The 22,996-nt window shown below is 71.0% G+C and carries 23 protein-coding genes; 14 read left to right on the top strand and 9 right to left on the bottom strand.

The features are described 5' to 3' along the window. Nucleotides 1-78: 78 nt before the first annotated feature. Nucleotides 79-228: a hypothetical protein gene (locus AB0F91_RS28385; RefSeq protein ID WP_360602224.1), complete on the bottom strand. Its 150-nt coding sequence runs from the start codon at nt 226-228 to the stop codon at nt 79-81. Between the two features lie 160 nt (nt 229-388). Between AB0F91_RS28385 and AB0F91_RS28380 the strand changes: the two genes are divergently transcribed. The 3 genes from AB0F91_RS28380 to AB0F91_RS28370 all read left to right on the top strand — a co-directional run bounded on the left by AB0F91_RS28380 (nt 389) and on the right by AB0F91_RS28370 (nt 3,425). After that, nucleotides 389-925: a DinB family protein gene (locus AB0F91_RS28380; protein WP_360602222.1), complete on the top strand. Its 537-nt coding sequence runs from the start codon at nt 389-391 to the stop codon at nt 923-925. A 63-nt stretch (nt 926-988) separates the two neighbouring features. Then, entirely contained in the window at nt 989-2,344 is a 1,356-nt protein-coding gene (pcaB, locus tag AB0F91_RS28375; protein WP_360602220.1) for a 3-carboxy-cis,cis-muconate cycloisomerase, read from the top strand. 127 nt (nt 2,345-2,471) lie between these two features. Beyond that, nucleotides 2,472-3,425: an SCO0930 family lipoprotein gene (locus tag AB0F91_RS28370; protein WP_360602218.1), complete on the top strand. Its 954-nt coding sequence runs from the start codon at nt 2,472-2,474 to the stop codon at nt 3,423-3,425. Between the two features lie 135 nt (nt 3,426-3,560). Here the strand turns inward: AB0F91_RS28370 and AB0F91_RS28365 are convergent, their stop codons facing one another. Continuing rightward, entirely contained in the window at nt 3,561-4,148 is a 588-nt protein-coding gene (locus tag AB0F91_RS28365; RefSeq protein ID WP_360602216.1) for a DUF4383 domain-containing protein, read from the bottom strand. 186 nt (nt 4,149-4,334) lie between these two features. On the opposite strand from AB0F91_RS28365, the gene AB0F91_RS28360 reads away from it, so the two are divergent. Continuing rightward, nucleotides 4,335-5,267, top strand: a complete 933-nt coding sequence (locus AB0F91_RS28360) for a hypothetical protein (protein WP_360602214.1) — start codon at nt 4,335-4,337, stop codon at nt 5,265-5,267. Here AB0F91_RS28360 and AB0F91_RS28355 read toward each other — a convergent pair. Beyond that, nucleotides 5,201-6,475 (bottom strand): alpha/beta hydrolase-fold protein, encoded by a 1,275-nt coding sequence (locus AB0F91_RS28355; protein WP_360602212.1) that lies wholly within the window; start codon nt 6,473-6,475, stop codon nt 5,201-5,203. The two genes, AB0F91_RS28360 and AB0F91_RS28355, sit on opposite strands and share 67 nt — an antisense overlap. A gap of 155 nt (nt 6,476-6,630) precedes the next feature. Continuing rightward, nucleotides 6,631-7,596 carry an alpha/beta hydrolase gene (locus AB0F91_RS28350; protein WP_360602210.1) on the bottom strand — a complete coding sequence of 322 codons (966 nt, stop codon included), beginning with the start codon at nt 7,594-7,596 and terminating at the stop codon, nt 6,631-6,633. A 167-nt stretch (nt 7,597-7,763) separates the two neighbouring features. On the opposite strand from AB0F91_RS28350, the gene AB0F91_RS28345 reads away from it, so the two are divergent. The 4 genes from AB0F91_RS28345 (at nt 7,764) to AB0F91_RS28330 (ending at nt 10,120) form a co-directional block, all read left to right on the top strand. Then, nucleotides 7,764-8,237: a MarR family transcriptional regulator gene (locus tag AB0F91_RS28345; RefSeq protein ID WP_360602208.1), complete on the top strand. Its 474-nt coding sequence runs from the start codon at nt 7,764-7,766 to the stop codon at nt 8,235-8,237. A 56-nt stretch (nt 8,238-8,293) separates the two neighbouring features. Next, nucleotides 8,294-9,142 (top strand): SAM-dependent methyltransferase, encoded by an 849-nt coding sequence (locus AB0F91_RS28340; RefSeq protein ID WP_360602206.1) that lies wholly within the window; start codon nt 8,294-8,296, stop codon nt 9,140-9,142. A gap of 119 nt (nt 9,143-9,261) precedes the next feature. Then, complete coding sequence (locus tag AB0F91_RS28335) at nt 9,262-9,732, top strand: hypothetical protein (protein WP_360602204.1); 471 nt, start codon at nt 9,262-9,264, stop codon at nt 9,730-9,732. A gap of 4 nt (nt 9,733-9,736) precedes the next feature. Then, nucleotides 9,737-10,120, top strand: coding sequence for a hypothetical protein (locus AB0F91_RS28330; RefSeq protein WP_360602202.1), 384 nt, complete (start codon nt 9,737-9,739; stop codon nt 10,118-10,120). Between the two features lie 3 nt (nt 10,121-10,123). Here AB0F91_RS28330 and AB0F91_RS28325 read toward each other — a convergent pair whose 3' ends face one another. Beyond that, nucleotides 10,124-11,062, bottom strand: a complete 939-nt coding sequence (locus tag AB0F91_RS28325; protein WP_360602200.1) for a patatin family protein — start codon at nt 11,060-11,062, stop codon at nt 10,124-10,126. A gap of 103 nt (nt 11,063-11,165) precedes the next feature. Between AB0F91_RS28325 and AB0F91_RS28320 the strand changes: the two genes are divergently transcribed. The 4 genes from AB0F91_RS28320 (at nt 11,166) to AB0F91_RS28305 (ending at nt 15,032) form a co-directional block, all read left to right on the top strand. Further along, nucleotides 11,166-11,729 carry a PadR family transcriptional regulator gene (locus tag AB0F91_RS28320; protein WP_360602198.1) on the top strand — a complete coding sequence of 188 codons (564 nt, stop codon included), beginning with the start codon at nt 11,166-11,168 and terminating at the stop codon, nt 11,727-11,729. Continuing rightward, nucleotides 11,726-13,723 (top strand): NADPH-dependent 2,4-dienoyl-CoA reductase, encoded by a 1,998-nt coding sequence (locus AB0F91_RS28315; protein WP_360602196.1) that lies wholly within the window; start codon nt 11,726-11,728, stop codon nt 13,721-13,723. Before AB0F91_RS28320 ends, AB0F91_RS28315 begins: the two co-directional genes overlap by 4 nt. A 22-nt stretch (nt 13,724-13,745) precedes the next feature. Continuing rightward, nucleotides 13,746-14,723: a prephenate dehydrogenase gene (locus AB0F91_RS28310; RefSeq protein WP_360602194.1), complete on the top strand. Its 978-nt coding sequence runs from the start codon at nt 13,746-13,748 to the stop codon at nt 14,721-14,723. An 81-nt stretch (nt 14,724-14,804) separates the two neighbouring features. Beyond that, a complete protein-coding gene (locus AB0F91_RS28305; protein WP_360602192.1) occupies nt 14,805-15,032 on the top strand; it encodes an antitoxin in 228 nt (75 codons plus the stop codon). Between the two features lie 7 nt (nt 15,033-15,039). On the opposite strand, the gene AB0F91_RS28300 is transcribed toward AB0F91_RS28305, so the two are convergent. Then, nucleotides 15,040-17,001 (bottom strand): FUSC family protein, encoded by a 1,962-nt coding sequence (locus AB0F91_RS28300; RefSeq protein ID WP_360602190.1) that lies wholly within the window; start codon nt 16,999-17,001, stop codon nt 15,040-15,042. A gap of 72 nt (nt 17,002-17,073) precedes the next feature. On the opposite strand from AB0F91_RS28300, the gene AB0F91_RS28295 reads away from it, so the two are divergent. Next, nucleotides 17,074-17,526, top strand: a complete 453-nt coding sequence (locus AB0F91_RS28295) for an SRPBCC family protein (protein WP_360602188.1) — start codon at nt 17,074-17,076, stop codon at nt 17,524-17,526. A 99-nt stretch (nt 17,527-17,625) separates the two neighbouring features. Beyond that, the gene (locus AB0F91_RS28290; protein WP_360602420.1) at nt 17,626-18,354 is read left to right on the top strand and encodes a polysaccharide deacetylase family protein; all 729 of its coding nucleotides are present in this window, start codon (nt 17,626-17,628) and stop codon (nt 18,352-18,354) included. A 4-nt stretch (nt 18,355-18,358) separates the two neighbouring features. Here the strand turns inward: AB0F91_RS28290 and AB0F91_RS28285 are convergent, their stop codons facing one another. From AB0F91_RS28285 to AB0F91_RS28275, 3 genes are read right to left on the bottom strand one after another with little or no spacing between them, the layout of a single operon-like run. Then, the gene (locus tag AB0F91_RS28285; protein WP_360602186.1) at nt 18,359-20,950 is read right to left on the bottom strand and encodes a CHAT domain-containing protein; all 2,592 of its coding nucleotides are present in this window, start codon (nt 20,948-20,950) and stop codon (nt 18,359-18,361) included. 57 nt (nt 20,951-21,007) lie between these two features. Continuing rightward, nucleotides 21,008-21,490 carry a carboxypeptidase regulatory-like domain-containing protein gene (locus AB0F91_RS28280; protein WP_360602184.1) on the bottom strand — a complete coding sequence of 161 codons (483 nt, stop codon included), beginning with the start codon at nt 21,488-21,490 and terminating at the stop codon, nt 21,008-21,010. Beyond that, nucleotides 21,487-22,092, bottom strand: a complete 606-nt coding sequence (locus AB0F91_RS28275; RefSeq protein ID WP_360602182.1) for a sigma-70 family RNA polymerase sigma factor — start codon at nt 22,090-22,092, stop codon at nt 21,487-21,489. Before AB0F91_RS28275 ends, AB0F91_RS28280 begins: the two co-directional genes overlap by 4 nt. Nucleotides 22,093-22,996: the final 904 nt, after the last annotated feature.

Genomic DNA, 22,996 nt, shown 5'->3' with positions numbered 1-22,996 from the left:
GCCGGGCCCGGGCCGAGTCCACCGAGGCGTGGCACGAGCAGCGCGCCGGTTCTCCGGCATGGCCGGAGACATCGCGGCTCAGCGGGCAACCAGGCGCGAAACCGCCGTGGCCAGGGCCGTCCACTGCGAATCCGGCCACAAGGCGGCGTTCCCGGCTTGCGCGATGTTGCCGTACGTCAACGCGAGGACCAGATCGAGCAGCGCCGGAGCCGGCAACGCTGACGACACCTCCCCGAAGCCTGCGCCGCCAGGAGGTCGAGGATGCGGCGGGTGGCGGCGGCGTCGCGGGCCGGAACCTCAGTCATGGGCGTCCACTGAGCAGCTCAGCTTCCCAGCGCATAACGGAGGCTCCTCCGGAATTGTCGGTGCCGGGTGAGAACGTGGGCCGATGGAGATTCCTCAGCACTTCTCACCCGTGGCCGAAGGCACGCGAGAGGCCATCCCCCGGCTGGCCGGTGAGCGCGACACGCTGGTCGCGTTCCTCGACTGGCACCGCGAGACGTTCGCGGTGAAGTGCGCGGGCCTCGAGCAGGACGCCCTGTCGACCAAGGCCGTGTCCTCGTCGGGCCTCTCCCTGCACGGCATCCTGCGCCACCTCGCGGGCGTCGAACGCTGGTGGTTCCAGCAACAATTCGCCGGCGCCGACGTCCCCCTCCTCCACTACTCAGACGACGACCCCAACCAGGACTTCGACTCCCTCGACGGGGACGTCAACGAGGCGATGGCCTTGTGGCGCACGGAGTGCGCGCGCTCGCGGGAGATCGTCGCGGCGGCTTCGTCGCTGGAGGACCGGGGGACGTCGCTGGTGACCGGCGAGCCGTTCACGTTGCGGTGGTTGCTGGTGAACCACATCGCGGAGTACGCCCGGCACAACGGCCACGCCGACCTGCTGCGCGAATCCCTCGACGGCACGGTGGGCCACTGATCCGGTGCGAGGCTTCGCACAGGAGCGCGGTCGCCGCGGGCCCTGCGTGCGATGCTGGGCGGCATGAGCGTCGATCCTGATTCCGGGTTGTTGTCCCCCGTGCGGGCCGGGACACCGGTCGAAGCGGTGACCGGGGACAACGCCGTGGTGGGGGCGATGCTGGCGGCCGAGGCGGCGCTGGCGAGGGCGCAGGCGCGGCTGGGGACCGTGCCGGAGGGGGCGGCGGAGGCGATCACCGCGAAGGCCGCCGAGGTGGCGCGGGAGATCGACGTGGCGACGTTGGCGAAGACGGCGCGCGCGACGGCCAATCCCGTCGTCGGGTTGGTCAAGGAGCTGACGGCAGCGGTGGGCGCCGAGAGCGCCGACTACGTGCACCGCGGGTCGACGAGCCAGGACATCGTCGACACCGCGTTGATGATTGTCGCGAGGAGCGCGCTGGAGCTGCTGCGAGACGACCTGGCGACCACCGCGGCGGCGCTCGCGGACCTGGCTCGTGCGCACCGCGACACCGTGATGCCCGGGCGGACACTCACGGCCCACGCCGTGCCCACGACGTTCGGGCTCAAGGCCGCGGGCTGGCGGCGGTACGTGCTCGACGCGGCCGAGCGGGTGCGCCGCCTCGAGCTGCCCGTGTCGCTGGGTGGTGCGGCCGGGACGCTGGCCGCGTACGTCGAGTACGGCGACGGCACCGAGGACTACGCCGAACGGCTCGTCGAGGCGTTCGCCGAGGAAACCGGCCTGGCCACCACCACGTTGCCCTGGCACGCGAACCGCACGCCCGTCGCGGATCTCGTGGCCGCGCTGGCGCAAACCGCCACGGCGCTGGGCAAGTTCGCGGTCGACGTCCAGGTGCTCACGCGCACCGAGATCAGCGAGGTCGCCGAGCCCACGGGCGGCGGCTCGTCGGCGATGCCGCACAAGCGCAACCCCGTGCTGTCGGCCCTGATCCGCTCGGCGGCGCTGCAGGTGCCGGTGCTCGCGGCGAGCGTGACGCAGTCCGGGCTGGCCGAGGACGAGCGGTCCGCCGGCGTGTGGCAGGCCGAGTGGCAGCTGCTGCGCGAGTGCCTGCGCCTCACGGGCGGGGCGGCGCACACGGCCGTCGAGCTGGCCCGCGGGCTGGTCGTGGACGCGGAGCGGATGCGGGAGGACGTCGGCCTCACGCACGGCCTGATCGTGTCGGAACGGCTATCGGCCGCGCTGGCGCCGTTGCTCGGCAAGGCGCGGGCGAAGGAGGTGCTCGGCGAAGCGTCGAAGCGGGCGGTCGGCGAGAACCGGCCGCTCAGGGCCGTCCTCGCCGAGCTTCCCCAGGTCACCGACGTCCTGAACCCCGCGAAGCTCGACGACCTCCTCGACCCCGCTCAGTACACGGGCGCGGCCGGGCGGCTGGTCGATCGCGCCCTCGAGGGTGACGGAAAGTAGTCGCGACTTCTGCTGAACCGCATCGCTCCGCCCCCCGTGTAGGAGGGTGGGAAGCGTTCCTCGCGGAACGCGGGGGGTACCGGCAGCTGCGCCTGGCGCGGCGACCACGTACCCAAGGAGAAGTACCATGCTTCGCAGGTTCCGCACGGGCGTCATCGTCGTCTCGGCGGCCGCAGGGCTCACGCTGCTCAGCGCCTGCTCGGGCACGACCGCTCGACTCGCGCCGGTGCCCAGCGGCGGGACCGGGGGTCAGGGCGAGCTTGCCGCGGCCGCGACCGCCGTCAAACTCGCGGCGACCAACGTCGGTGAGCTGGGCAAGGTCCTCACTGACGGCGACGGCCACACCCTCTACCGCTTCGACAAGGACACCGCCAAACCGCCGAAGTCCGCGTGCGTGGACGACTGCGCCAAGGCCTGGCCGCCGCTGCTGTCGAAGGGCGACGTGCAACTCGACGGCGTGGACAAGAGCCTCGTCGGCAGCGTGACGCGCGACGACGGCACCGAGCAGGTGACCGTGAACGGCTGGCCGCTCTACACCTACGCCAAGGACACCACGCCCGGCGACGCCACCGGCCAGGGTGTGAACGGCACCTGGTTCGCGGCCACGCCGCAGGGCAGCAAGGCCGGCAAGTCCACCTCGGACAGTGTGAAGCTCAGCGCCGACGAGGTCGACGGCGTCGGCGCGGCCGTGGTCGACCAGGACGGCTTCACGCTCTACCTGTTCACCAAGGACAGCAAGAAACCCTCGAAGTCCACTTGCGACGGTGACTGCGCCAAGCTGTGGCCGCCGGTGCTGACCAAGGGCGACGTCGCGCTCGACGGCATCGCCGCCAAGCTGCTCGGCAGCGTCAAGCGCGCCGACGGCACCACGCAGGCCACGCTCGGCGGCTGGCCGCTGTACCGGTATTCGAAGGACACCGCGCCCGGCCAGGCCAAGGGCATGGGTGTGAAGGGCACCTGGTTCGTGATCGAGCCCAACGGCTGCAAGTCCGGCACCACCACCAGCACTCGTACCGCGCCGGCCAAGCCGACCACGAGTGCCCCGGTCACCAGCGCTTCGAGCGACCCGTACAGCTACTGACCCCAGACCCGGCGCCGCGCCCCGACAGCGCGTCGTCAGGACAACCGGCCACGGGCGGCGGAAGGAGCGGCAGTCCCCGAACACACCGAAGGCCCGGCAACCGCGGGGTGCCGGGCCTTCGGTGTGTTCAGGGCACTAGTGCGCCAGACCGGGACCGTGGTTCTCGCGGGGCTGGATCTCCCGGGTGGACCCGGCGTGGTCGTCGTCCTCGACCCGCTCGATCACGCTCGTCTGAGCCCCATCCGCCGTGACGGGCTCCACGTCCTCCTCCGGCAGCCGGACCTTGCGGCGTGCGGGCGCCATCGCGATCACCAGACCCAGCACGGCGATGCCGAGGTGCAGCCAGTTGTCCGGCGCCGTGAGGTCCAGCGGGTTACCGGCACCGGCGACCGGGTTGGCCGCGACCATCCCGGTGATCATCAGGCCCCACACGAACAGCACGCCGTAGCCGAGGAAGAGCAGCCAGCCGAACGTGCGCGCGCGCCCCGAGCCGAACGCGAGCAGCAGGCCGATCACGCCGGTCACCACGTGCACCAGGTTGTTCATCGGATTGCCCGAGAACCGCCAGAAGCCGGCCTCGTGGTGCCCGGCGAAGTCCCCGACGCCGGTTCTCGCGAAGCCGATGACGCCGTAGACCAGGAACGCGATGCCCACCAGGGCGGCCAAGACCTGCGCGGGCTGCAGACCCTCCACCCGGATCCGGGCTCCGTGCGCATGAACCATGACTTCAGTTCCTTCCCGTGGTGAGCTGACTCACGCGGAGGAAGTACCCCGTCCTCACCCGGAGTGAAACGCCGGTGCTTGCCCGCAGGCCCCCGGAGCGTCACCGGATTCGGCCTCCTTCGAGATCAATGCCACACAAGGCCCCTGATTCGGCAACACCGAACGGGTGACCGGACAAGTCCGGTCATGCGCAAAGCGAACATCCTCTTCCTCGTGGGGTTGTGCCTGGGGGCACTCGTCGCGCTGGTGCTCGAGGTGGCGGAGCCGGCGCGGCACGTCGTCACCGCGCTCGGTCCGACGCCGATCGCCGCGGCCGGCGCGGAGAGCCCGACCGATTCCGTGCCGTCGGACACCCCGTCGCCCACGTCGTCCGGCAAAACCACGCCGGGACGCAGCTCGTCGACGCCCGGCGCCGCCAAGGCCGGCAAGACGGGAACCCAGGCGCAGGCTCTGGCGGCACTCGTCCCGCGCGGGCACGTGAGCGCCGTGATCTACGACCGCACGAAGGGGACCACCGTGCTGTCGGTGAACGCGGACCGTGCCTACACCTCAGCCTCGCTGGTGAAGCTGATGATCGCCGTGTCCGCCCTGGAGAACGGCACACCGGCCGGCGTCGTGAAGGAAATGCTGGCTCGCAGCGACGACACGACGGCCAGCACCCTCTGGGTCGCCAACGGGGAGACGGAGATCGTCGAAAGCGCGGTCCAGCGCATGGGCCTCACCGAAACGCGCCCGCCCGCCAGCCCCGGCCGCTGGGGCGACACGGAGATCACGGCCAACGACATCACGAAGATCTACCAATACCTGTTCACCAAGGCCCCCACCGGCGAACGCACGATCATCCTCGCCGCCCTGCACGGCGCCACCGAGTTCGGCGCCGACGGTTTCCGCCAGTACTTCGGCCTCCCCGACGCCCTGGGCCCCGGCAAATTCGGCGTGAAGCAAGGCTGGTCCTGCTGCCGCCCGACCCGCATGCTCCACACCTCCGGCGTCGTCGGCACCGGCGGCCGCTTCATCGTCACGGTTCTCACCGAACAGCCGCAGTCCGTCGGCTACAACACCGCATCGGCGCAGATCACGTCCGTGGTGAAGAACCTCTTGCCACTGCTGAAACAGTGACCGTCACTCGTCCGTCGCCGACAACGCGCCCCCGACGCCGGCAGCGGCCACGGCCGCACGCCCCCGCTGACGTCGGCCTGCCGGCCCGCCGCGGAGGGCGCGGGGGTGCGCGCGCCGATCCACGCCAGGACGTCCGGCAGCTGCGACTTGAAGGTGTTCATGTTGTGGCCCGCGTCCGGAATCCGCCACGAGGAGAAGCGGACCGGGGCCTGGGCGGCGGCGCGGATCTGGTCGATGGCGAAGCTCTCGTAGCTCTCCTTGTCGCCGGAGATGGCGAGGATGTCCACTGGGGACGGGTGCAGGCGCACGTTCACGCGGACGTTGTTGGCGTCGTCGATGTCGTGGCGGCCGTGGAAGAGGTCTTCGGTCTCGGAGTCCACCTGAGCGCGGTCGTAGCCGCTGACACTGACGGCCTGCGCGAACCACTGCGGGTGGCGCGTCACGAGGTTCATGGCGCAGTAGCCGCCCGAGGACCAGCCCGCGATGGTCCACGCGCCGCGCGCCGGGTTGAGGCCCAGGCGCTGGATGGCCCACTCGCGGACGTCGGCAGCGAGGTAGGTGTCGTTGGGGGTGCCGCCGACCTCGTCGACGCACTCGGTGTCGTGGCCGACCTTCGGCACGCCCGTCGGGTCGGGGATCACGACGACGGTGGGCGGCAGCACGTGCTTCGCGATCGCCGCGTCGAGCTGTTCGGGCAGGTGGTAGCCGCTCGTGGCGACCTCGGGGCCCGACGGGTAGTTCGGGATCCACTCGATCGCCAGGAACTTCAGCGAGTGATAAGCCGACTGGAAGTACTGCGGCGGCAGGTACACGGCGACGTCGCGCACCAGCCCGGTGCGCCGGCCCGTGACCTTCATGTGCAGCGAGGTCCCCTTGCCCTCGCGCGCGTGCACCACACCGAGGTCGCGCATCCGGTCGAGGTCCGCGCCGTTGTCGCCGGCCTCGGCGTCGACGCTTTCGGCCGCGTACACGCCGGTGCCGAGCAGCGAGCCGAGCGTGGGGAAGAAGCCGCCGATGAGGTTGCCCACCAGCGAAACGCTCACCACGACCAGCGCCACGGCCGTGAGCACGGTGGCGCTGCGCCCGAGCTGCGTGCGCTTGCGCCACCGGTCCCAGAACCACGGGACGGCCACGACCGCGAGCACGGCCAGCACGCCGATCACGATCACTTCGACCGGTGAGTCCAGCCGGATCCTGCTCAGGTGCACGGGAACTCCCCCTCCTCCAGGACGCGTGTCCGGAAGATCGAACCCGCTGTACAAACCCCTGAACAAGAAACGTTCGGCGGGCCACCCCCGTTGTGATCAGGTGAGCGCCGTCACAAGATCAAGAGAGTAGCCCGCCGGGCGTCTCAGCTGCGGTTTCAGGCCCCGAACGCGGCACGGAGGACGCTGATCGCTTGCTTGATCGCGGCGTCGGCGGCCCCGGTCTCGCGCAGCGCGTTGACCATCACGAAGTCGTGGATGGCGCCGCCGTAGCGTGCGGCCGTCACAGCGACGCCAGCCTGACGCAGCTTCGCCGCATACGCCTCGCCCTCGTCACGAAGCACGTCGGCCTCGCCGGTGATCACGAGCGCCGGCGGCAGGCCCGCGAGGTCGTCGAGCGACGCGCGCAGCGGCGACGCGGTGATCTCCGCACGCTGGGCCTCGTCGGTCGTGTACTGGTCCCAGAACCACTTCATGGCGTCGCTCTGCAGAAAGTAGCCCGTGGCGAACAGGCGGTAGGACTCGGTGTCGAAGTTCGCGTCGGTGACCGGGTAGAAGAGCACCTGCTGCAGGAAGCGCACGTCGCCGCGCTGCTTGGCCATGATCGTGAGGGCGGCGGTCATGTTCCCGCCCACGGAGTCACCGGCGATGGCGACGCGCGAGGTGTCGAGCCCCTTCTCGGCGCCGTGCTCGGCGGCCCACTTCGCGACCGCGTAGTTCTCCTCGATCGCGACGGGGTAGCGCGCCTCGGGCGAAAGGCTGTACTCGGGGAACACCACGGCCGCGCCGGTGCCGGCGGCGAGCTCGCGGACCAGCCGCTCGTGGGTGTGGAAGCCGCCGAAGACCCAGCCGGCGCCGTGGACGTACACGAGGATCGGCAGCGGACCGGTCGCGCCCTGGGGCTTGACGATGCGGACCTCGACGTCGCCGTTCGGGCCGCCCGGCACCTGGACCACCTCGATGTCGGCGGGCGGCATCTCGACAGGGCCGTCCTGCACGCCGTCCACGGCCTTGCGGCCTTCCGCCGGCGGGAGCTCGAACAGGAACGGGTGCGCGGCCGTGGCCTCGGAGAACGCCTGCGCGGCGGGTTCGAGGGCGAGGTTCTGCGGGTTCGGGGTGGTCATCTCGGGTCTCCTCCAGGGGCGGCGTCCGTTGTCGACTCCCACGAAGTTAGTACGCAACTCAGTTGCGCACAACTAAACTGAGGCCAATGAGATCTACGGCACTTGAGTTGCTCAATCGGGCACATCTCGGGGATCATCGAGCGTTAGACGCTGTCGAGGAGGTACCGATGACAAGCCACGACCTCGGCGAGACGGGCTCGCTCCTGCTCGACGACCAGCTCTGCTTCGGGCTCTACTCGGCGTCGCGCGCGGTCACGTCGCTCTACCGGACGCTGCTCGAACCGCTCGACCTCACGTACCCGCAGTACCTCGTGATGCTGGCGCTGTGGGAGCACGACGCGCAGCAGGTCAAGGAGCTCGGCGCCGCGCTGAACCTCGACTCGGGCACGTTGTCGCCGCTGTTGAAGCGCCTGGAAAAGGCCGGCCTCGTCACGCGCGAGCGCCAGGCCGACGACGAGCGTTCCGTGCGGATCACGCTCACCGACCAAGGCCAGGCGCTGCGCGAGCAGGCCGAGCGGATCCCGCCGCACATCGCCCGCGCGCTGGGCTTCGACCTCGACACGATCGTCCGGCTGCGCACCTCGATGGACCAGTTGACGGAATCCGTGAACGCCTATCGGGAGGCCATCACCACGACTTGATCCGCTTGCCGGCCACCGTGGTTAGCATGGGCGCGACCCGAGCGGTGAGGACGGCGATGATCGAACGAGACGAAGCCCTGCGCGCTGTCGAAGGCAGCCTGGACCGGCCGTCCGCGGCCCGGATCTACGACTACTTCATCGGCGGCACGACCAACTGGGCCATCGACCGCGAGTTCGCCGAGAAGGTGCGCGCGCGACTGCCGCTCATGGGCGACTATTGCATGACCAGCCGGCAGTTCCTGGGCCGCGCCGTGCGCGAGTGTGCGCGCGCCGGGATCCGGCAGTTCGTGGACATCGGCTCGGGCCTGCCGACGGCCGGCAACGTCCACGAGGTCGCCGACGCCGAGCGCCCGGACAACGACGTGCACGTGCTCTACATCGACAACGAGCCCGTCGCGCTCGCCCACTCGCAGATCCTGCTCGCCGACACCGCCGACGAAGACCGTCACCAGGCCATCGCCGCGGACCTGCTGCAGCCCGAAGAGCTGTGGGAGCGCGTGATGGACTCGGACGTGATCGACGTGCGCGAGCCCGTCGCGCTGATCGTGAACGCGGTGCTGCACTTCATCAAGGATGACCAGGACCCCGACGGGATCCTGTCCTACTACCGCGAACGCGTCGCGCCCGGTTCACTGCTGGTGCTCTCCCAGATGACCAACGAGAACCCCGTCGACGACGACGAACGCCAGGCACTGGCCGACCTGCTGGAGTACTACGAGTCCACGACCAACCCCGGCGTTTTGCGGACTATGGCGGAGTTTTCCCGGTTCTTCGGCGGGTGGCCCCTGCTGGAGCCCGGCCTGGTCTACGCGCCGGCGTGGCACCCGGACCGCAACACCGTGTTCGCGAAGGCGCCTTCGGAGTCGCGCGTGATCGGCGGGGTGGCGCGGAAACCGTCGCTGTGACCGTTTTCGCCGCCCCGGCGACGTGAAACCGGCCCGGGATCAACCCTGGGCTTGACGCTTCCCGGCTCACCGCCCGCCAAGCTGGTGCTCACCTTGAGTGCTGCCTGGAGGGGACCACCGTGAGCAACACCGTCAACATCCTCATCGGACTCGTCGTGCTGGCGTGGCTGTGTTGGCGACAGACGCAGAAACGCCTCGTGCGCGAAGACCGCAAACCAACCGTCCTGCTGATCCTCGCCGTGCTCGGCGTGGTGTCCCTCGCGTCCTTCTTCAAGGGCGGCGCTCCGGGCACGCCCGCGGTGCTCCTGCTCATCAGCAGCCTGGTCGTCGCGGCGCTCTTCGGTCTCGTCCGCGCCTACACCGTGCGGCTGTGGCGCGCCGACGGCCAGCTCTGGCGCCAGGGCACGTGGCTCACCGTGGTCCTGTGGGTGGTCGCCATTGCCATCCACATCGGACTGGACTTCGTGATCGACGCGAACAGCCCGGCCAAGGGTCTGGGCAGTGCTTCGATCCTGCTGTACCTCGCGGTGTCGCTGGGTGCGCAGCGGCTGGTGGTCCAGTCGAGGGCGAACCACGTCGTGGCGGCCTGACGGGATGGCACGCGAGAGCCCGCAGGGGAAGAAGGCCCTGAGCTACGAGAAGGACCGGCGCAACAACTACGGCGAGAACGACAAGAGCTCACGCAAGAACATCCGCCGCAACAAGCGCGGGCCCAACAGCGCCGACCGGCGTCACGACCGCCTGGTGACGCACTCGGCGACCGGTCCCGTCGACCTCGAAGCCGCCGAGCAGGCGGACGAGCGGCTCGGCGTCAAGAAGTCGCAGTGGTTCACCAAGATCTGGCGGAAGTTCCACGACGCGCCACTGGCCGCCGACGTCGTTTATCGCCTCACGCGCCGGGCGCGGAAGGGAATGACCACGCCCGAAGCCGCCGAGGAGCGCATCGAGCGCGTGCGGCGGCGGTCGCGGCGGAGCTGAGCTTCAGGAAGCTTCCCTCAACTGTTCCAACGCGCTGTACACCGCTTCCCGGCCCAGCTCCACCGCCCGCCGCAGGACCGCCGGGTCGCGTTCCAGCGCTCCCACGGCCGGGGAGCCGGCGGGCGGCCGGACGCTCGCCAAGCGCGGATCCTCGCGCAGCAGGCGTTCGTCGTCGAGATCGTGGGCGTACTGCTCGCGCCAAGCGTTGATCGTGCCCGGGGCGTGGCGGCGCAGGAACCGGGGTACGACGACGTCCTGCACGCGTGGCGGCGGGGCCGGCAGCTCGTCCGACCGACGGGTACGCAGGACCAGCACGTCTGTCGCCCCCTGGGCCAGCGCGGTCCGAAAGGGCAGCGGCTCCGCCACGCCGGCGTCGACAAAGCGACGGCCGCCCATCGCGATCGGCGGGCCGGCGAGGACGGGCATGCACGACGAGGCCGCCAGGGCGGTTTTGATGTCGGAGACCTCGGAGATGAACGGGTGCAGGTCGGTGGACTCGCCGGTGTCCGCGTCGGTCGCCAGGGGGTGGAACGTGACGGGGTTGGCCAGGATCGCGGGAAAATCCATGGGCTCCAGCACCGAATAAACCTGGTGCACCAGGTAGTCCAGGTCGATCACGGACTTGCCGCGCAGGGCTTGGAGCGGGTTGATGATCCGGCGCATCACCGTGGGGTTCCACCAGGTGCGCACGCCCGTCTGCGAGCGTCCGCAGAGCAGCCACGCGGCGTTCAAGGCTCCGGCCGACGAGCCGTAGACGGCGTCGAACGCAGGCGTCGCGCCCATCTCGTCCAGGGCGAGGACCATGCCGCTCGAGTACGTGCCGCGGCTGCTGCCCCCTTCGATCGCGAGCACGAGGCGGCGGTCGTCACTCCGCTCGCCCGGCACGCTGCCCGACGCCAGCCGCTCGTTGATCAGTTCCAGAACCGGGTGCACGGTGTCCATCCTGGCCGGTTCACACCATTCGTCGACCCGATTTGCCCACCCTGCCGGGTGACGTGCGTTGCACCGGGTTGCACTGCACCTAGTTGCATAGAAACCTGAGCGCATGCCACTGGAGCACGCGATCCTCGTCTCGCTGTCCGAACGCGCGGGTTCGGGCTACGAGCTCGCGCGCCGCTTCGAAAAGTCCATCGGCCTGTTCTGGAGCGCCACCCACCAGCAGATCTACCGCGTGCTCAAGCGGATGGAAGAGGCCGGCTGGGTGGCCGTCGAGACCGTCGCGCAGGACGGGCGGCCGCACAAGAAGGTGCACACCGTCAGCGAAAACGGACGGGCCGAGCTGCGGCGGTGGCTCGCGGAGCCCCACCCTTCAGCCGGGCCGCAGGAGCTGGCGGTGAAGCTGCGCGGAGCGTCGTTCGGGAACGAGCAAGCCGTCGCCGAGGAGCTGTCCCGGCATCGCAAAGCCCACGCCGAACGTCTCGACGCCTACCGTCAGATCGAGAAACGCGACTTCCCCTCCGCCGCCGGGCTCCACGGCCGCGCGCTGCACCAGTACCTCGTGCTGCGCGGCGGCATCCGGGCCGAAGAAGGCCAGGTCGAGTGGTTCGACGAGGTCCTCACCGCACTGCGAACCGACCCGGCGCCGCCCACCGAGAAGGACGCCCGATGACGCCCTATCCCCACCTCCTCGAGCCCCTCGACCTCGGGTTCACGACCCTGCGCAACCGCGTGCTCATGGGCTCGATGCACACCGGCCTCGAAGACCGGGCGGCCCACTTCCCGCAGCTCGCGGAGTACTACGCCGAGCGCGCCCGCGGTGGCGTCGGCCTGATCGTCACGGGCGGGTTCGCGCCGAACCGCACGGGCTGGCTGCTGCCGTTCGCCTCGAAGCTTTCGACCACGGCGGAAGCGAAAGAGCACCGCAGGCTCACCGCGCCCGTGCACGAGGCCGGCGGCAAGATCGCGCTGCAGGTCCTGCACGCGGGCCGCTACTCCTACCACCCGCTGAGCGTCTCGGCGTCGAGCCTCAAGGCGCCGATCAACCCGTTCCGCCCGCGTGCGCTCACCGGCTACGGCATCCAGCGGACGATCCGCGCGTTCGCCGACTGCGCCGCGCTCGCCCGCGAGGCGGGATACGACGGCGTCGAGATCATGGGCTCGGAGGGGTATCTGATCAACCAGTTCCTGGCCGAGCGCACCAACAAGCGCACCGACGGCTGGGGCGGCTCGGCCCGGAAGCGCCGCCGCTTCGCCGTGGAGATCGTTCGGCGCACGCGCGAACAGGTGGGGCCGGACTTCATCATCATCTACCGGCTCTCGATGCTCGACCTCGTCGAAGGCGGGCAGAGCTGGGACGACGTCGTGGCCCTCGCGAAGGAAGTGGAAGCCGCCGGCGCCACCATCATCAACACCGGCATCGGCTGGCACGAGGCGCGCGTGCCGACGATCGTGACGTCCGTGCCGCGCGCCACGTTCACGTGGGTGACCGGGAAGCTCAAACCGCACGTGTCGATCCCGGTGGTCACCTCGAACCGCATCAACATGCCGCAAGTCGCCGAAGAGGTGCTGGCGCGCGGCGACGCGGACCTCGTGTCGCTGGCGCGGCCGTTCCTCGCCGACCCGGCATGGGTGCGCAAGGCGGAGGAAGGTCGCGAGGACGAGATCAACACCTGCATCGCGTGCAACCAGGCCTGTCTCGACCACGCGTTCAGCCGCAAACCCGTGTCCTGCCTGGTCAACCCCCGCGCCGGCCACGAGACGACGCTGGTGCTGTCGCCGGCTCGACGCGCGAAGCACGTGGCCGTGGTCGGCGCCGGGCCGGCCGGGCTCGCGGCGGCGACGGCGCTGGGCGAGCGCGGCCACCGCGTCGAGCTGTTCGAGGCGGCCGACGAGATCGGCGGCCAGTTCGGCATCGCGCGGCGAATCCCGGGCAAGGAGGAGTTCGCCGAGACCATCCGCTACTACGCACGGCGGCTGGAGGTCACGGGGGTGAAGGTGCACCTCGGACGGCGGGCTTCGGCCGAGGAGCTGACTGGCTTCGACGAGGTCGTGCTGGCCACGGGCGTCGTGCCGCGGGTGCCGGCGCTCGAGGGGATCGACCATCCGAAGGTGGTGTCCTACGTGGACGTCGTGCGGGGCGGTGCTTCGGTGGGGCCCCGAGTCGCGGTGATCGGGGCCGGCGGGATCGGGGTCGACGTGAGCGAGTTCCTCACGTCGTCGACCCGGACCCGCGACGAGTGGCTGGCGGAGTGGGGCGTCACGGATCCCGCGCTCGCTGCCGGCGGCCTCGGTGTCGCGCGCCCCGAACCGTCGCCGCGGCGCGTCTACCTGCTGCAACGCAAGAAGACACCGATCGGGGCGGCGCTGGGCAAGACGTCGGGCTGGGTGCACCGGGCGGCACTGAAGGCGAAGGGCGTGGAGCGGATCTCCGGCGTCACCTACGAGCGCGTCGACGACGCCGGGCTGCACATCACCGTCGACGGGGAACCGCGGCTGCTGGAGGTGGACACGGTGGTGGTCTGCGCCGGTCAGGAGCCCGTGCGGGACCTGGCGGACGCGCTGGGTGCGATACCGGTGCACCTCATCGGCGGCGCCGACGTGGCGGCCGAGCTGGACGCGAAACGCGCCATCGACCAGGGCACGCGCCTGGCGGCCACGCTGTAGCCGGGTTGCGGCCACTGGCAGGATGAGGCCCGTGCGAGATGTGTGCGTGATCGGGCTCGGGCTCATCGGCGGGTCGCTGCTGCGCGCGAGCGCGGCCGGCGGCAGGACCACGTGGGGCGCCGCAGTGTCCGAAGTGGACGCCGACGCCGCCAGCCGCGCCGGCTACGACGTGACCACCGACGTGGAGGCCGCGCTGCATCGGGCCGAGGCGGCCGAGGCGCTGATCGTGCTCGCCGTGCCGCTGCCTGCCGTCGAAAACCTGCTGCGGCTGGTCGCGCAGCACGCGCCGCACTGCGTGCTCACCGACGTGGTGAGCGTCAAGGGCCCGATGCTCGACGCCGTACGCCGGCGCGCGCCGTACACGCGTTACGTGGGCGGGCACCCGATGGCGGGCACGGCGGAGTCGGGCTGGCTCGCGGGCAACGCTTCGCTGTTCGAGGGCGCGACGTGGGTCGTCGGCGTCGAGGAGGACACCGACCTCGAAGCGTGGGCCGAGGTGACGCGCCTGGTCCTGGACGTCGGCGCGTTCGCGGTGCCCCTGCCCGCCGACTCGCACGACGAGACCGTCGCGCGGATCTCGCACCTGCCGCATTTGTTCGCCGCGATCCTCGCCACGATCGGCGCCCAAGGCGGCCCGCTCGCGATGTCGCTGGCCGCCGGCTCGTACCGCGACGGCACCCGCGTGGCCGGCTCCAGCCCCGAGCTGGTGCGCGCCATGACCGAAGGCAACCGCGACGCGCTCCTGCCCATCGTCGACGAGGCCCTCGGCCGCCTCGGCGCCGCCCGCGGCTCCCTCGCCTCCACCGGCGGCCTGGCCGCCACCATCAAGGCCGGCCACGAAGGCGCCCTCGCCTACTCCACCGCCCACGACGCCGCCCGCTCGGGCGTCCACATCACCTTGTCCGCCCCGGACGCGCGCGAAGCTCTGATCGGCCTCGGCGAACGAGGCGGCCGGATCACCGCGCTGGACGACGGCGTGGCCAGCGGCGAAGTCAACTGACCCAGGGATTTCGCCGGAGTTGCCGGGGGCGTCCGTTGTGTGACGATGGGGACGTCTCAACGACGGGATTGGGGAGCGAACATGGGCATCAACTTCGACGAGCTCAAGAACAAGGCCGCCGAGGCGCTGCGGGACAACAGCGACAAGATCGAGCAGGGCCTCGACAAGGCGGCCGGGTTCGCCAAGTCCAAGACCAGTGGCCACGACGCGCAGATCGACGGCGGTGTCGAGAAGGCCAAGGACTTCCTCGGCAAGCTCGCCGGCAACGACAAGCCCGGGGAGGGGCAGCCGCACCCGCCGCAACAGTAAGCAGTGGTCAGGTGCGCCGGTGGTAGGGCAGGAACCGGCGCACCAGCCGCAGCGGGGTGGTTTCCACGAGGTCCGGCCCGCGCACCGCGTCGAACGTCGAGCCGAGCTGGTCGACGACCCCGGAGAGCTGCGCGCTGTCCGGCAGGGGCACGGACCCGGGCTCACGCTGCTCGCGCACGGCCGCCGCGAGCTCGGCCAAGGCGTCGGTGAGCAACCCGATCTCCGCGGGCGACGGGGCCGGCACGCCGCGGCCGAGCGTCACGGAGACCTCGGTGACCGCGTCCGCCACGCGCTCGAGCCCGGCGATCACCGGCCACCACGCCACCGCGTGCCGGCCCGCGGGCGAGGGCTCCACGATCACCTGCTGGAACGCCGTGCGCAGGTCCGCGAGCGCCCGGTAGGCGGCTCGGCGAGAACGTGAACGGGCCAGTCGCGCTTCGGGCGTCGAGTTGAGGACGAGGGCCGCTCGGACGTAGGCCGCGACCGTGTCGAAGCTGTCCGCCAGCCGGCCGCCGACCCGGGGGCGACGGGAGCCGGGCCAGAGCAGGTAGCCGATCAGCAGCACGATCACGCAGCCGGTGACGGTGTCCAGCAACCGCGCGAGGACGACCGACCAGCTGCCCGTCTGGGCGAGGTCCATCTGCAGGATGATCAGCGGCGTCACGAAGGTGCCGAGCATGCCGTAGTTGCGCACCTTCCCGATCGCGGCGCCGCCCGCGAACAGGGCGATCAGCACCACCAGCACCCAGCCGCGCGCGCCGATCGCGAGCACGATCGCACCGATGGCGACGCCCGCGATCGTGCCCATGCCGCGCAGCAGCGCGCGGCCGAACACCGAGCCGAAGTCGGGTTTCAGGACCACGCCGACCGTGAGCGTGATCCAGTACGAGCGTTCGAACGGCACCAGCAGAGCCACGACCTCGGCCACCGCCACGCACACCGTGAGCCGCAGCGCGGCCAGCCAGGTGTAGGGGCCCGAAGCGAGCGAACCGAGCCATTCGTGGAACCGCTGCCACGCCGAGGCGGGTTTGCGGCGCTGGCGATCGTCGCCCTTCTCGATGCGCGCGAGGCCGGCGTAGAGCGCGGACTCCACCGGGTCGAGATCGTCCTCGGGGACCGGCGGCGGCGCGGGCAGCGGCTGGGTCGCGAGCACCGACGCGGCCACGCGCGTGAGGTAGTCGATGACCTCGGGCGGCGGCCGGTGCCCCGCGTTGACCATCGCGACGGACGCCTCGACGGCCGGCGTGGTGGCGGACAAGAGGTTCAGCAACTGGCGGTACGCGGCGTCGCGGCCCGAGAGCCACGAGCGCGCGGTGAGCAGACGGTCGTACGCGGTGCTCATGGCCGCGGTGAGCTGGTTGCGGGCCACGCGCGACGTCGGCTCGTCGGTGGCCGACAGCATCGCGGCGAGTTCGATGTAGACCTGCGCGACGGCGGTGCGTTCGGGGCTCGTGCCGCGGACCGTCCACGTCACCAACGCCACGAACAGGCTCCAGGCCGCGCCGAGGCAGAAGTACCCGAACAGCTCTTCGACCTTCAGGCCCGTCGCGTGCTGCGCCGTGCCGAGCACGCAGAAGACGAACATCTGCAGCGCCGCCACCGACGCGTTGCTGCCGGCCGCGCTGATCAGCGCGGAGACGGCCGCGATCACCACGATCGCCGGGATCGACCACGCCGGCATCCCGCCTGTGAGCAGGCCGACGAGGTAGCCGGCGGCGGCCGCGAGCGTCGCGCCGCCCAGCCGGCGGGCGCGGTAGCGGTACGGCCCGGCGGCCTCGGACAACACGGCGGGCAGCGCGCCGGTGGAGACCAGGGCGCCCACGCCGATGTCGCCGGCCGCGTAGGCGACGGCCAGCGGCGTGGCGAGCGCGACGACCGCGCGGGCGACCATGTCCCACGGGACCGGGACCGGTTTCGAGCGGAGGAGCTGGACCAGCCAGTGCGGCGCGGCGAAGTCGGGGCGGCTCACGCACCCATCTTGACCTACGCTGAGCGTCTTGGGTTAATTATCACCCTGTCAACAAGACGGAAGGGGCCGACGATGCCGGGCCGCACGTACTCGTTCGAGGTCAACCGCATCAGCACGGCGCCGCCGGAAGTCCTGTTCCGCCTGGAAACCGAGGGTCCGTTGTGGTCGACGTGGGGCCGGCCGCTGATCGTGCAGGCGCGCTGGGCGCGGCGGGGTGACGACGATCCCAACGGCGTCGGCGCCGTCCGCGAAGTGGGACTGTGGCCGGTGCTGCTGCGGGAGAAGACGTTGGAGTACGAGCCCGACCGGCGCCACGTCTACACGTTCGACGGCTCCGGGCCGGTGCGCGACTACCGCGCCGAGGTGTTCTTCACCCCGAACACCGCGGGCGGCACGGACCTGCGCTGGACGGGTTCGTTCACCGAGTCCGTGCCCGGAACCGGAGCTTTCGCCGCCGCCGCATTGCGCGGTGCGATCCGGATCCTTTCGGCACAACTGGTGAAAGCGGCCGACTCCGGGCGCTGACCCGGGTGCGTTGGGCCACAACGGTTCAACTCCGGCCGCCGTCTCGACGTCTCCCCTCGTGTGAAACGCGTGACGAAGCTGGGTGCTGTGGTGACCGGGTTGTTCGTGGTGGCGGCTTGTTCCGCGCCGGCACCGGTTGTCGCGCCGCCCCCCAGCCAGGCGAACCCCGCGCCCGGCGCTGCGCACCCGGCGGCTGCGTCCGGGCCGTACCCGTTCGGCACGGTGCAGCAGAAGGCCCCCGCCATCACCGACGGCAAGGTCGGTGTGGTCCGCCGGATCACCACCACCAAGCCGTACGTGTTCATCACCATGGACGACGGCGCCGTCAAGGATCCCTCGGCGCCCGGCCTGATCCAGCAGTCCGGCGGGCATCCCGTGCTGTTCCTGAACCAGCGCTACGTCAAGGGTCACGAGGCCTACTTCAAGTCCATTTTGGACTCGACGGGGGCGACGCTGGGCGACCACACCGTCGACCACCCGAACCTCAAGGGCAAACCGCTGGCCTACCAGCAAAAGGAGATCTGCGACGACGCCGACGACTTCCAGCGCGAGCTCGGTGTGCGCCCCGTGCTGTTCCGACCGCCGTTCGGCAACTACGACCAGAACACCCTGCACGCCGCCCAGCTGTGCGGCATGCGGGTTGCCGTGTTGTGGTCCGCTGCGGTGAACGACGGCCACGTCCAGTTCCAGGTCGGCGACAAGCTCCGCCCCGGCGACATCGTGCTGATGCACTTCCGCAAGACCTTCAAGGAAGACTACGAAGCCTTTCTGGCGCAGGCGAAGAAGGACGGCCTGACGCCGGTGCCACTGGCCGACTTCCTGGGCTAGTACTTCAGCCCGCGCCGAGGCAGACGAACGGCCGCCGCAGCGGGTCCACGGCGATGGCCTCCGCGAGAGCCAACGCGGGTGACACGCCGTCGGCCAGCCGCCGGTGCAGGTCGGCCATCGTGTCTGCCGCCGCGCGATCGCCCACGCGGGCGACGGCGCCGATGACCGTGCGGGAGCCACTGGCCAGCAGCGTGCCGGCGAAGCCGAGGGCTTCTTCGCCGGGACGGATGTGGCTCATGGCCAGTTCGCAGGCCGCGAGGACGACGCGTTCGGGCGGGTTCACCAGGCGCGAAGTCTCGTGGGCGAACAGCGGGCCGTCGACGAGTTCCAGACGGGAGAACAACGCGTTGGCGGGCTCGTGGGCGCCGTGGGCGACGAGGTGGGCCAGGCGGGTGCCGTCGAGGGCGGCGAGGACGGCGGAGCTGGTGGCGCCGGACCCGTCGACGAGGCGGGCGTCCGGGTAGACCGAGCGGAGCTTGCTCACCTCGCCGACCGCGCCGGGCACGCCGGGACCGCCGGCGAGCAGCACGGCGCCGGCGTCGGTGGCGCGTTTGGCGGTGATCCACGCGGTGGCCGACGGCGCGATGGACACCGCGTGACCACGCAGCGACGGCAGCGCACCCCACGGCATCGCGTACAGCTGCCCGATCGGGACGATCACGAGCTCGCGATCGTCGAGCGTCTTGACCAGAGACGCGGAGATCAGCGCGTCGAGCTTGTCCGCGCGCCGGACGGCGGAGGCCGCCACCGTCTCGGCGAGCATCGGGGGCAGGTGGTCGGGCGCCAACGCGTCGAGGTCGGCGTGCAGCTGCTTCGCCGTCTCCACGATGTCCTGGTACGGCCCGAGCTTCAGCAGCCGGAACGACCCGCGGTCGACGACCACCGAGTACAGCTGCCCGTTGTACGGCACCAGGCTCACGAGCACGCGGTCGCCGAGCTGCTCCACGACCTCGTCCGGCGTGGCGACCGGGCGCGGCCGGCCCCACGGGCTCGTGTACCAGCCGAGCCGGCTCGCTTCCTGTTGCAGCGCGGAATAGCGCTGCTCCAGCGCCTTCACGGGCTCGCCCTCGACCCGGGCGCGCTGGATCGTGCGCTGCAGGTGCCGCATCTCCGTGATGTGCTTGGACAGCACGGGATCCTCGATCACCGGCAGCGGCTCGTAGCGGTAGACCTGCGCGCGCGTGCGCTCCAGCCACGCGAACATCCGGCGGGCGCCCGCGGCGTTGTTGCGGGCGCGGCGCAGCACGAGCCGCATCGCGAGGCGGCCCAGCTCTTCGCCGTGCACGGCCGTGCCGCACACCAGGTCGAGCCCGCCCATGCGGTCGCGGATCATGCCCAGCTCGCGAAGGCCTGCGCGCGCCTGCGCGAGCGCGGACCGCGGCCGGCCCGTGGCCACGGCCAGCTCCGCGCGGCACAACCGGAACAGCATCCGGTGGTCGATCGGCGCCGTCTCGCGCGGCTTCGGCACGCCGGCCAGCACTTTCGCCGCCTCGTCGAACTCCTCGCGCCGCAACAGGAGCCGCACGGCGAGCAACCGCGCCACAGCCGCCTCGTCCCGGACCCCCAACGCGGACAGGCGTTCGGCCAGGGCCACGAGCTCGGCGGGCAGCCGCGGGGTCGACCGGGCGTCGCGGGTGCTGAGGATCTTGTGGGCGTCGGCGCGGAACCGGGCGAGGCCGGCGATCTCAGCCCACGTCGTGTTGCCGCGGCGCAGGAACCGGCGCCTCGCATCGGACGCGAACTTGCGCGCCAGCGCGAAGTCGCCTTCCAGCAGCGCGGCGGCGGCGCGGGCGACTTCGGCCTCGGCGATGTGCTGGCCCGACCCGTTCGCGCGCAGCTGCGGCAGCGCCTCGTCGAGGTGGCGCGCCGCTTCCTCACCAAGACCCGCGGTGAGCAGCGCCCGAGCCTGGTCGAGCCGCACCACTGCCAGCGAACCGGGTGACTCTTCCTCGAAGAAGTCGACGAAGATCCGGGCGGCCTGTTCGTAGTGGAACAGCGCCTGCGGGACGTCCCCGAGCAACTGCGCGTGATCGCCGAGGTTCTGCCGGATCTTGCCCTCGAGCCGCGGCTGGCCGAGCACGAGCGACAACTCGAGCGCGCGCACCAGGTCCGCCTGCGCCGCGGCCGGGTGGTTCAACGCCATGTGCACAAGCGCGCGGTTGTTGAGCGTCCGCAGGAACAGCAGCCGGTCACCGGCTTCGAGCTGCGGCATCACGCTGTCGTAGAGCACGAGCGCGTCCGCGAACCGGCCCGCGCGCATCACGACGACAGCCCGCTGGAGGTTGACGATCAACCCGAGCTCGGCACGGGTCTTGCCCACGGGCAGGCGCTGCCGAGCCGCCTCCGCCTCCGCCAGGCGCGCGAGGCCGGACTCGGTCGACGTCACCTCGGCTTCCGCCGCGCCCAGGCTGATGAGTACCCGGACTTGGATCTCCAGCGAGGCCGCAGCGTCACCACGCGAGACGCGGTTCAGCGCTCGCCGGAACAAGCGCACGGCGAGCGCGGGCCGCTGGTCGAACGAGGCGGCTCGGCCCCGCGCGTACAAGTCCGACGCCTCCGCGATCACTCGATCGGGAAAAGACGACGGGGCGGACACGCGCTCTATCTGAGCACATTCACGTGACCCGCCGTAACGCCCGTCCGGGTTCTAGATCTACAGCACGACGGTGGGAGTCACGACCGTCCGGCGGTGCGGTCCCTCACCGAGGTGCACCAGGATCTGCGTGGTCCCGCACGGCACGTTCTCGAGCACGAACCGGCCGCCCTCGTCGGCGACGGTGGAGAAGGTGCCTTTGTCGGCGACGCGCACCTCCACCTCGTACTCGCCGGCCGGCGCGAGCCAGCCGTCGATCCGGTGCAGCTTGCCGATTCGAGTGAGGTTGATCATCACGGTCAGGTCGCTGACCGTGAACGTGATCGTGCCCGTGGCCGTGCTGCGGACGCCGGCGAGCTCGCCGGCACGCTCCCACCGCGCGACCTCGACGTCGAGGTTCTCCAGTTCGAGCGCGAACTGGACCCGCTGCACCAAATCTTCCGGCGGCGGGTCCAGTTCGTCGAGGAAACGGCCCAGGTCGGCCAGCAGCGTCTCGTCGTCAGGCAGAGCGCTGCCACTTCCCGGCACGCCGATGTCGTTCATCGGCCACCCCCTTCTCCTGCGAGGAGATCGCGCATCGTGTCGAGGCAACGACCCCTGGTGGGTCCGATGCTGCCGCGCGGCATCCGCATGGCTTCGGCGACCGCCTGGTATTCGGCGCGGCCGGCGAGAACGGTGAGACGGAGCAGTTCCTGGCAGCGCGTGGGCAGCCGGAGGAAGGCGCGCCAGACCCGCCGGTCGTTGTCGGCGCGCACGGCTTCGTCCTCGGGCGCAGGATGGGTGCTTTCGAGCTTCTCGGCGACCTCGTCGCTCAACGGAACCGGCTGGACGCGGCGCCCGTAGGGGTGGGCTGCTTCCCGTCTCGCCGTGGTGATCAGCCAGGCGGCCAGCGCCCGCGGATCGCGCAGCTTGTCCAGCTGGCTGAACAGAGCGAGCCACACGGTCTGCACGACGTCCTCGGCGACCTGGCGGTTCAGCCCGTTCGCGCGCGCGACGTGCCAGACGAGCGGCGTCAGCTCGTCGACGAGCTTCGCCATCGCCCGCCGGTCACCGGCCCGCGCCGCCTCCATGCAGGCAGCGTGCAGGTCGACGCCGGTCAGGCCTTCCCATGGCGGGTCTACCTCGGTGGTTTGCACGTCGGTCACCGTATCTGCCTCACTCGCGAGGCGCGTGGGGTTCGGCGTCGGTGTCGTGAGTCTGTCTCGGGGTCCTTCTCGGGGAAGGAGCAGGCAGGAAGGGCTGGGATACATCGGGTCACTTACTCGGGTGGTGGGCTGGCGTGGTGGGTCGTTTGTGGATCGGTGCTGTGTCGCGGTGCTGTGTCGCGGTGCGGTGGATCGGTGGATCGGTCGGGTTCTCCGTGGTCCGTTCGTGTGCGGGCCGACCTGGTGAGCCGGTCCACGATCGCCCCTCTCGGCAAGCCAACCTGGCGTGCCGGACCACGTCCCCGCGGTCCAGTTCTGACCTGGTGAGTCGGTCCTCGGTCGTCCGGTCTCGGCGGGCCGGGCTGGCATGCCGAGCCACATCCCCGCGGTCCGGATCCGCCCTGATGAATCCGTCCACCATCGTCACTTCTCGGCAAGCCGAGCCGGCGTACCGGGCCACGTCCTCGCGGTCCGGTTCCGACCTCACGAATCGATCCACGGTCGCCCCCTCTCGACAAGCCCACCGGGCATGCCCGACCACAGCCCCGCGCTCCAGCCCCGACTTGACGAATCCGTCCACGATCGCCCCCCTTCTCGGCAAGCCGAGCCGGCGTGCCGGAGCGTCCCCGCTGTCCAGTTCCGACCTCACGAATCGATCCACGGTCGCCCCCTCTCGACAAGCCCACCGGGCATGCCCGACCACAGCCCCGCGGTCCAGACCCGACCTCACGAATCCGTCCACGACCGCCCCCTCTCGACAAGCCCACCGGGCATGCCCGACCACAGCCCCGCGGTCCAGACCCGACCTGACGAATCCGTCCACGACCGCCCCCTCTCGACAAGCCCACCGGGCATGCCCGACCACAGCCCCGCGGTCCAGACCCGACCTGACGAATCCGTCCAC

Source organism: Amycolatopsis sp. NPDC023774 (assembly GCF_040639695.1).
Classification (GTDB): Bacteria; Actinomycetota; Actinomycetes; order Mycobacteriales; family Pseudonocardiaceae; genus Amycolatopsis.
This window is presented reverse-complemented; position numbering and strand designations above follow the sequence as displayed.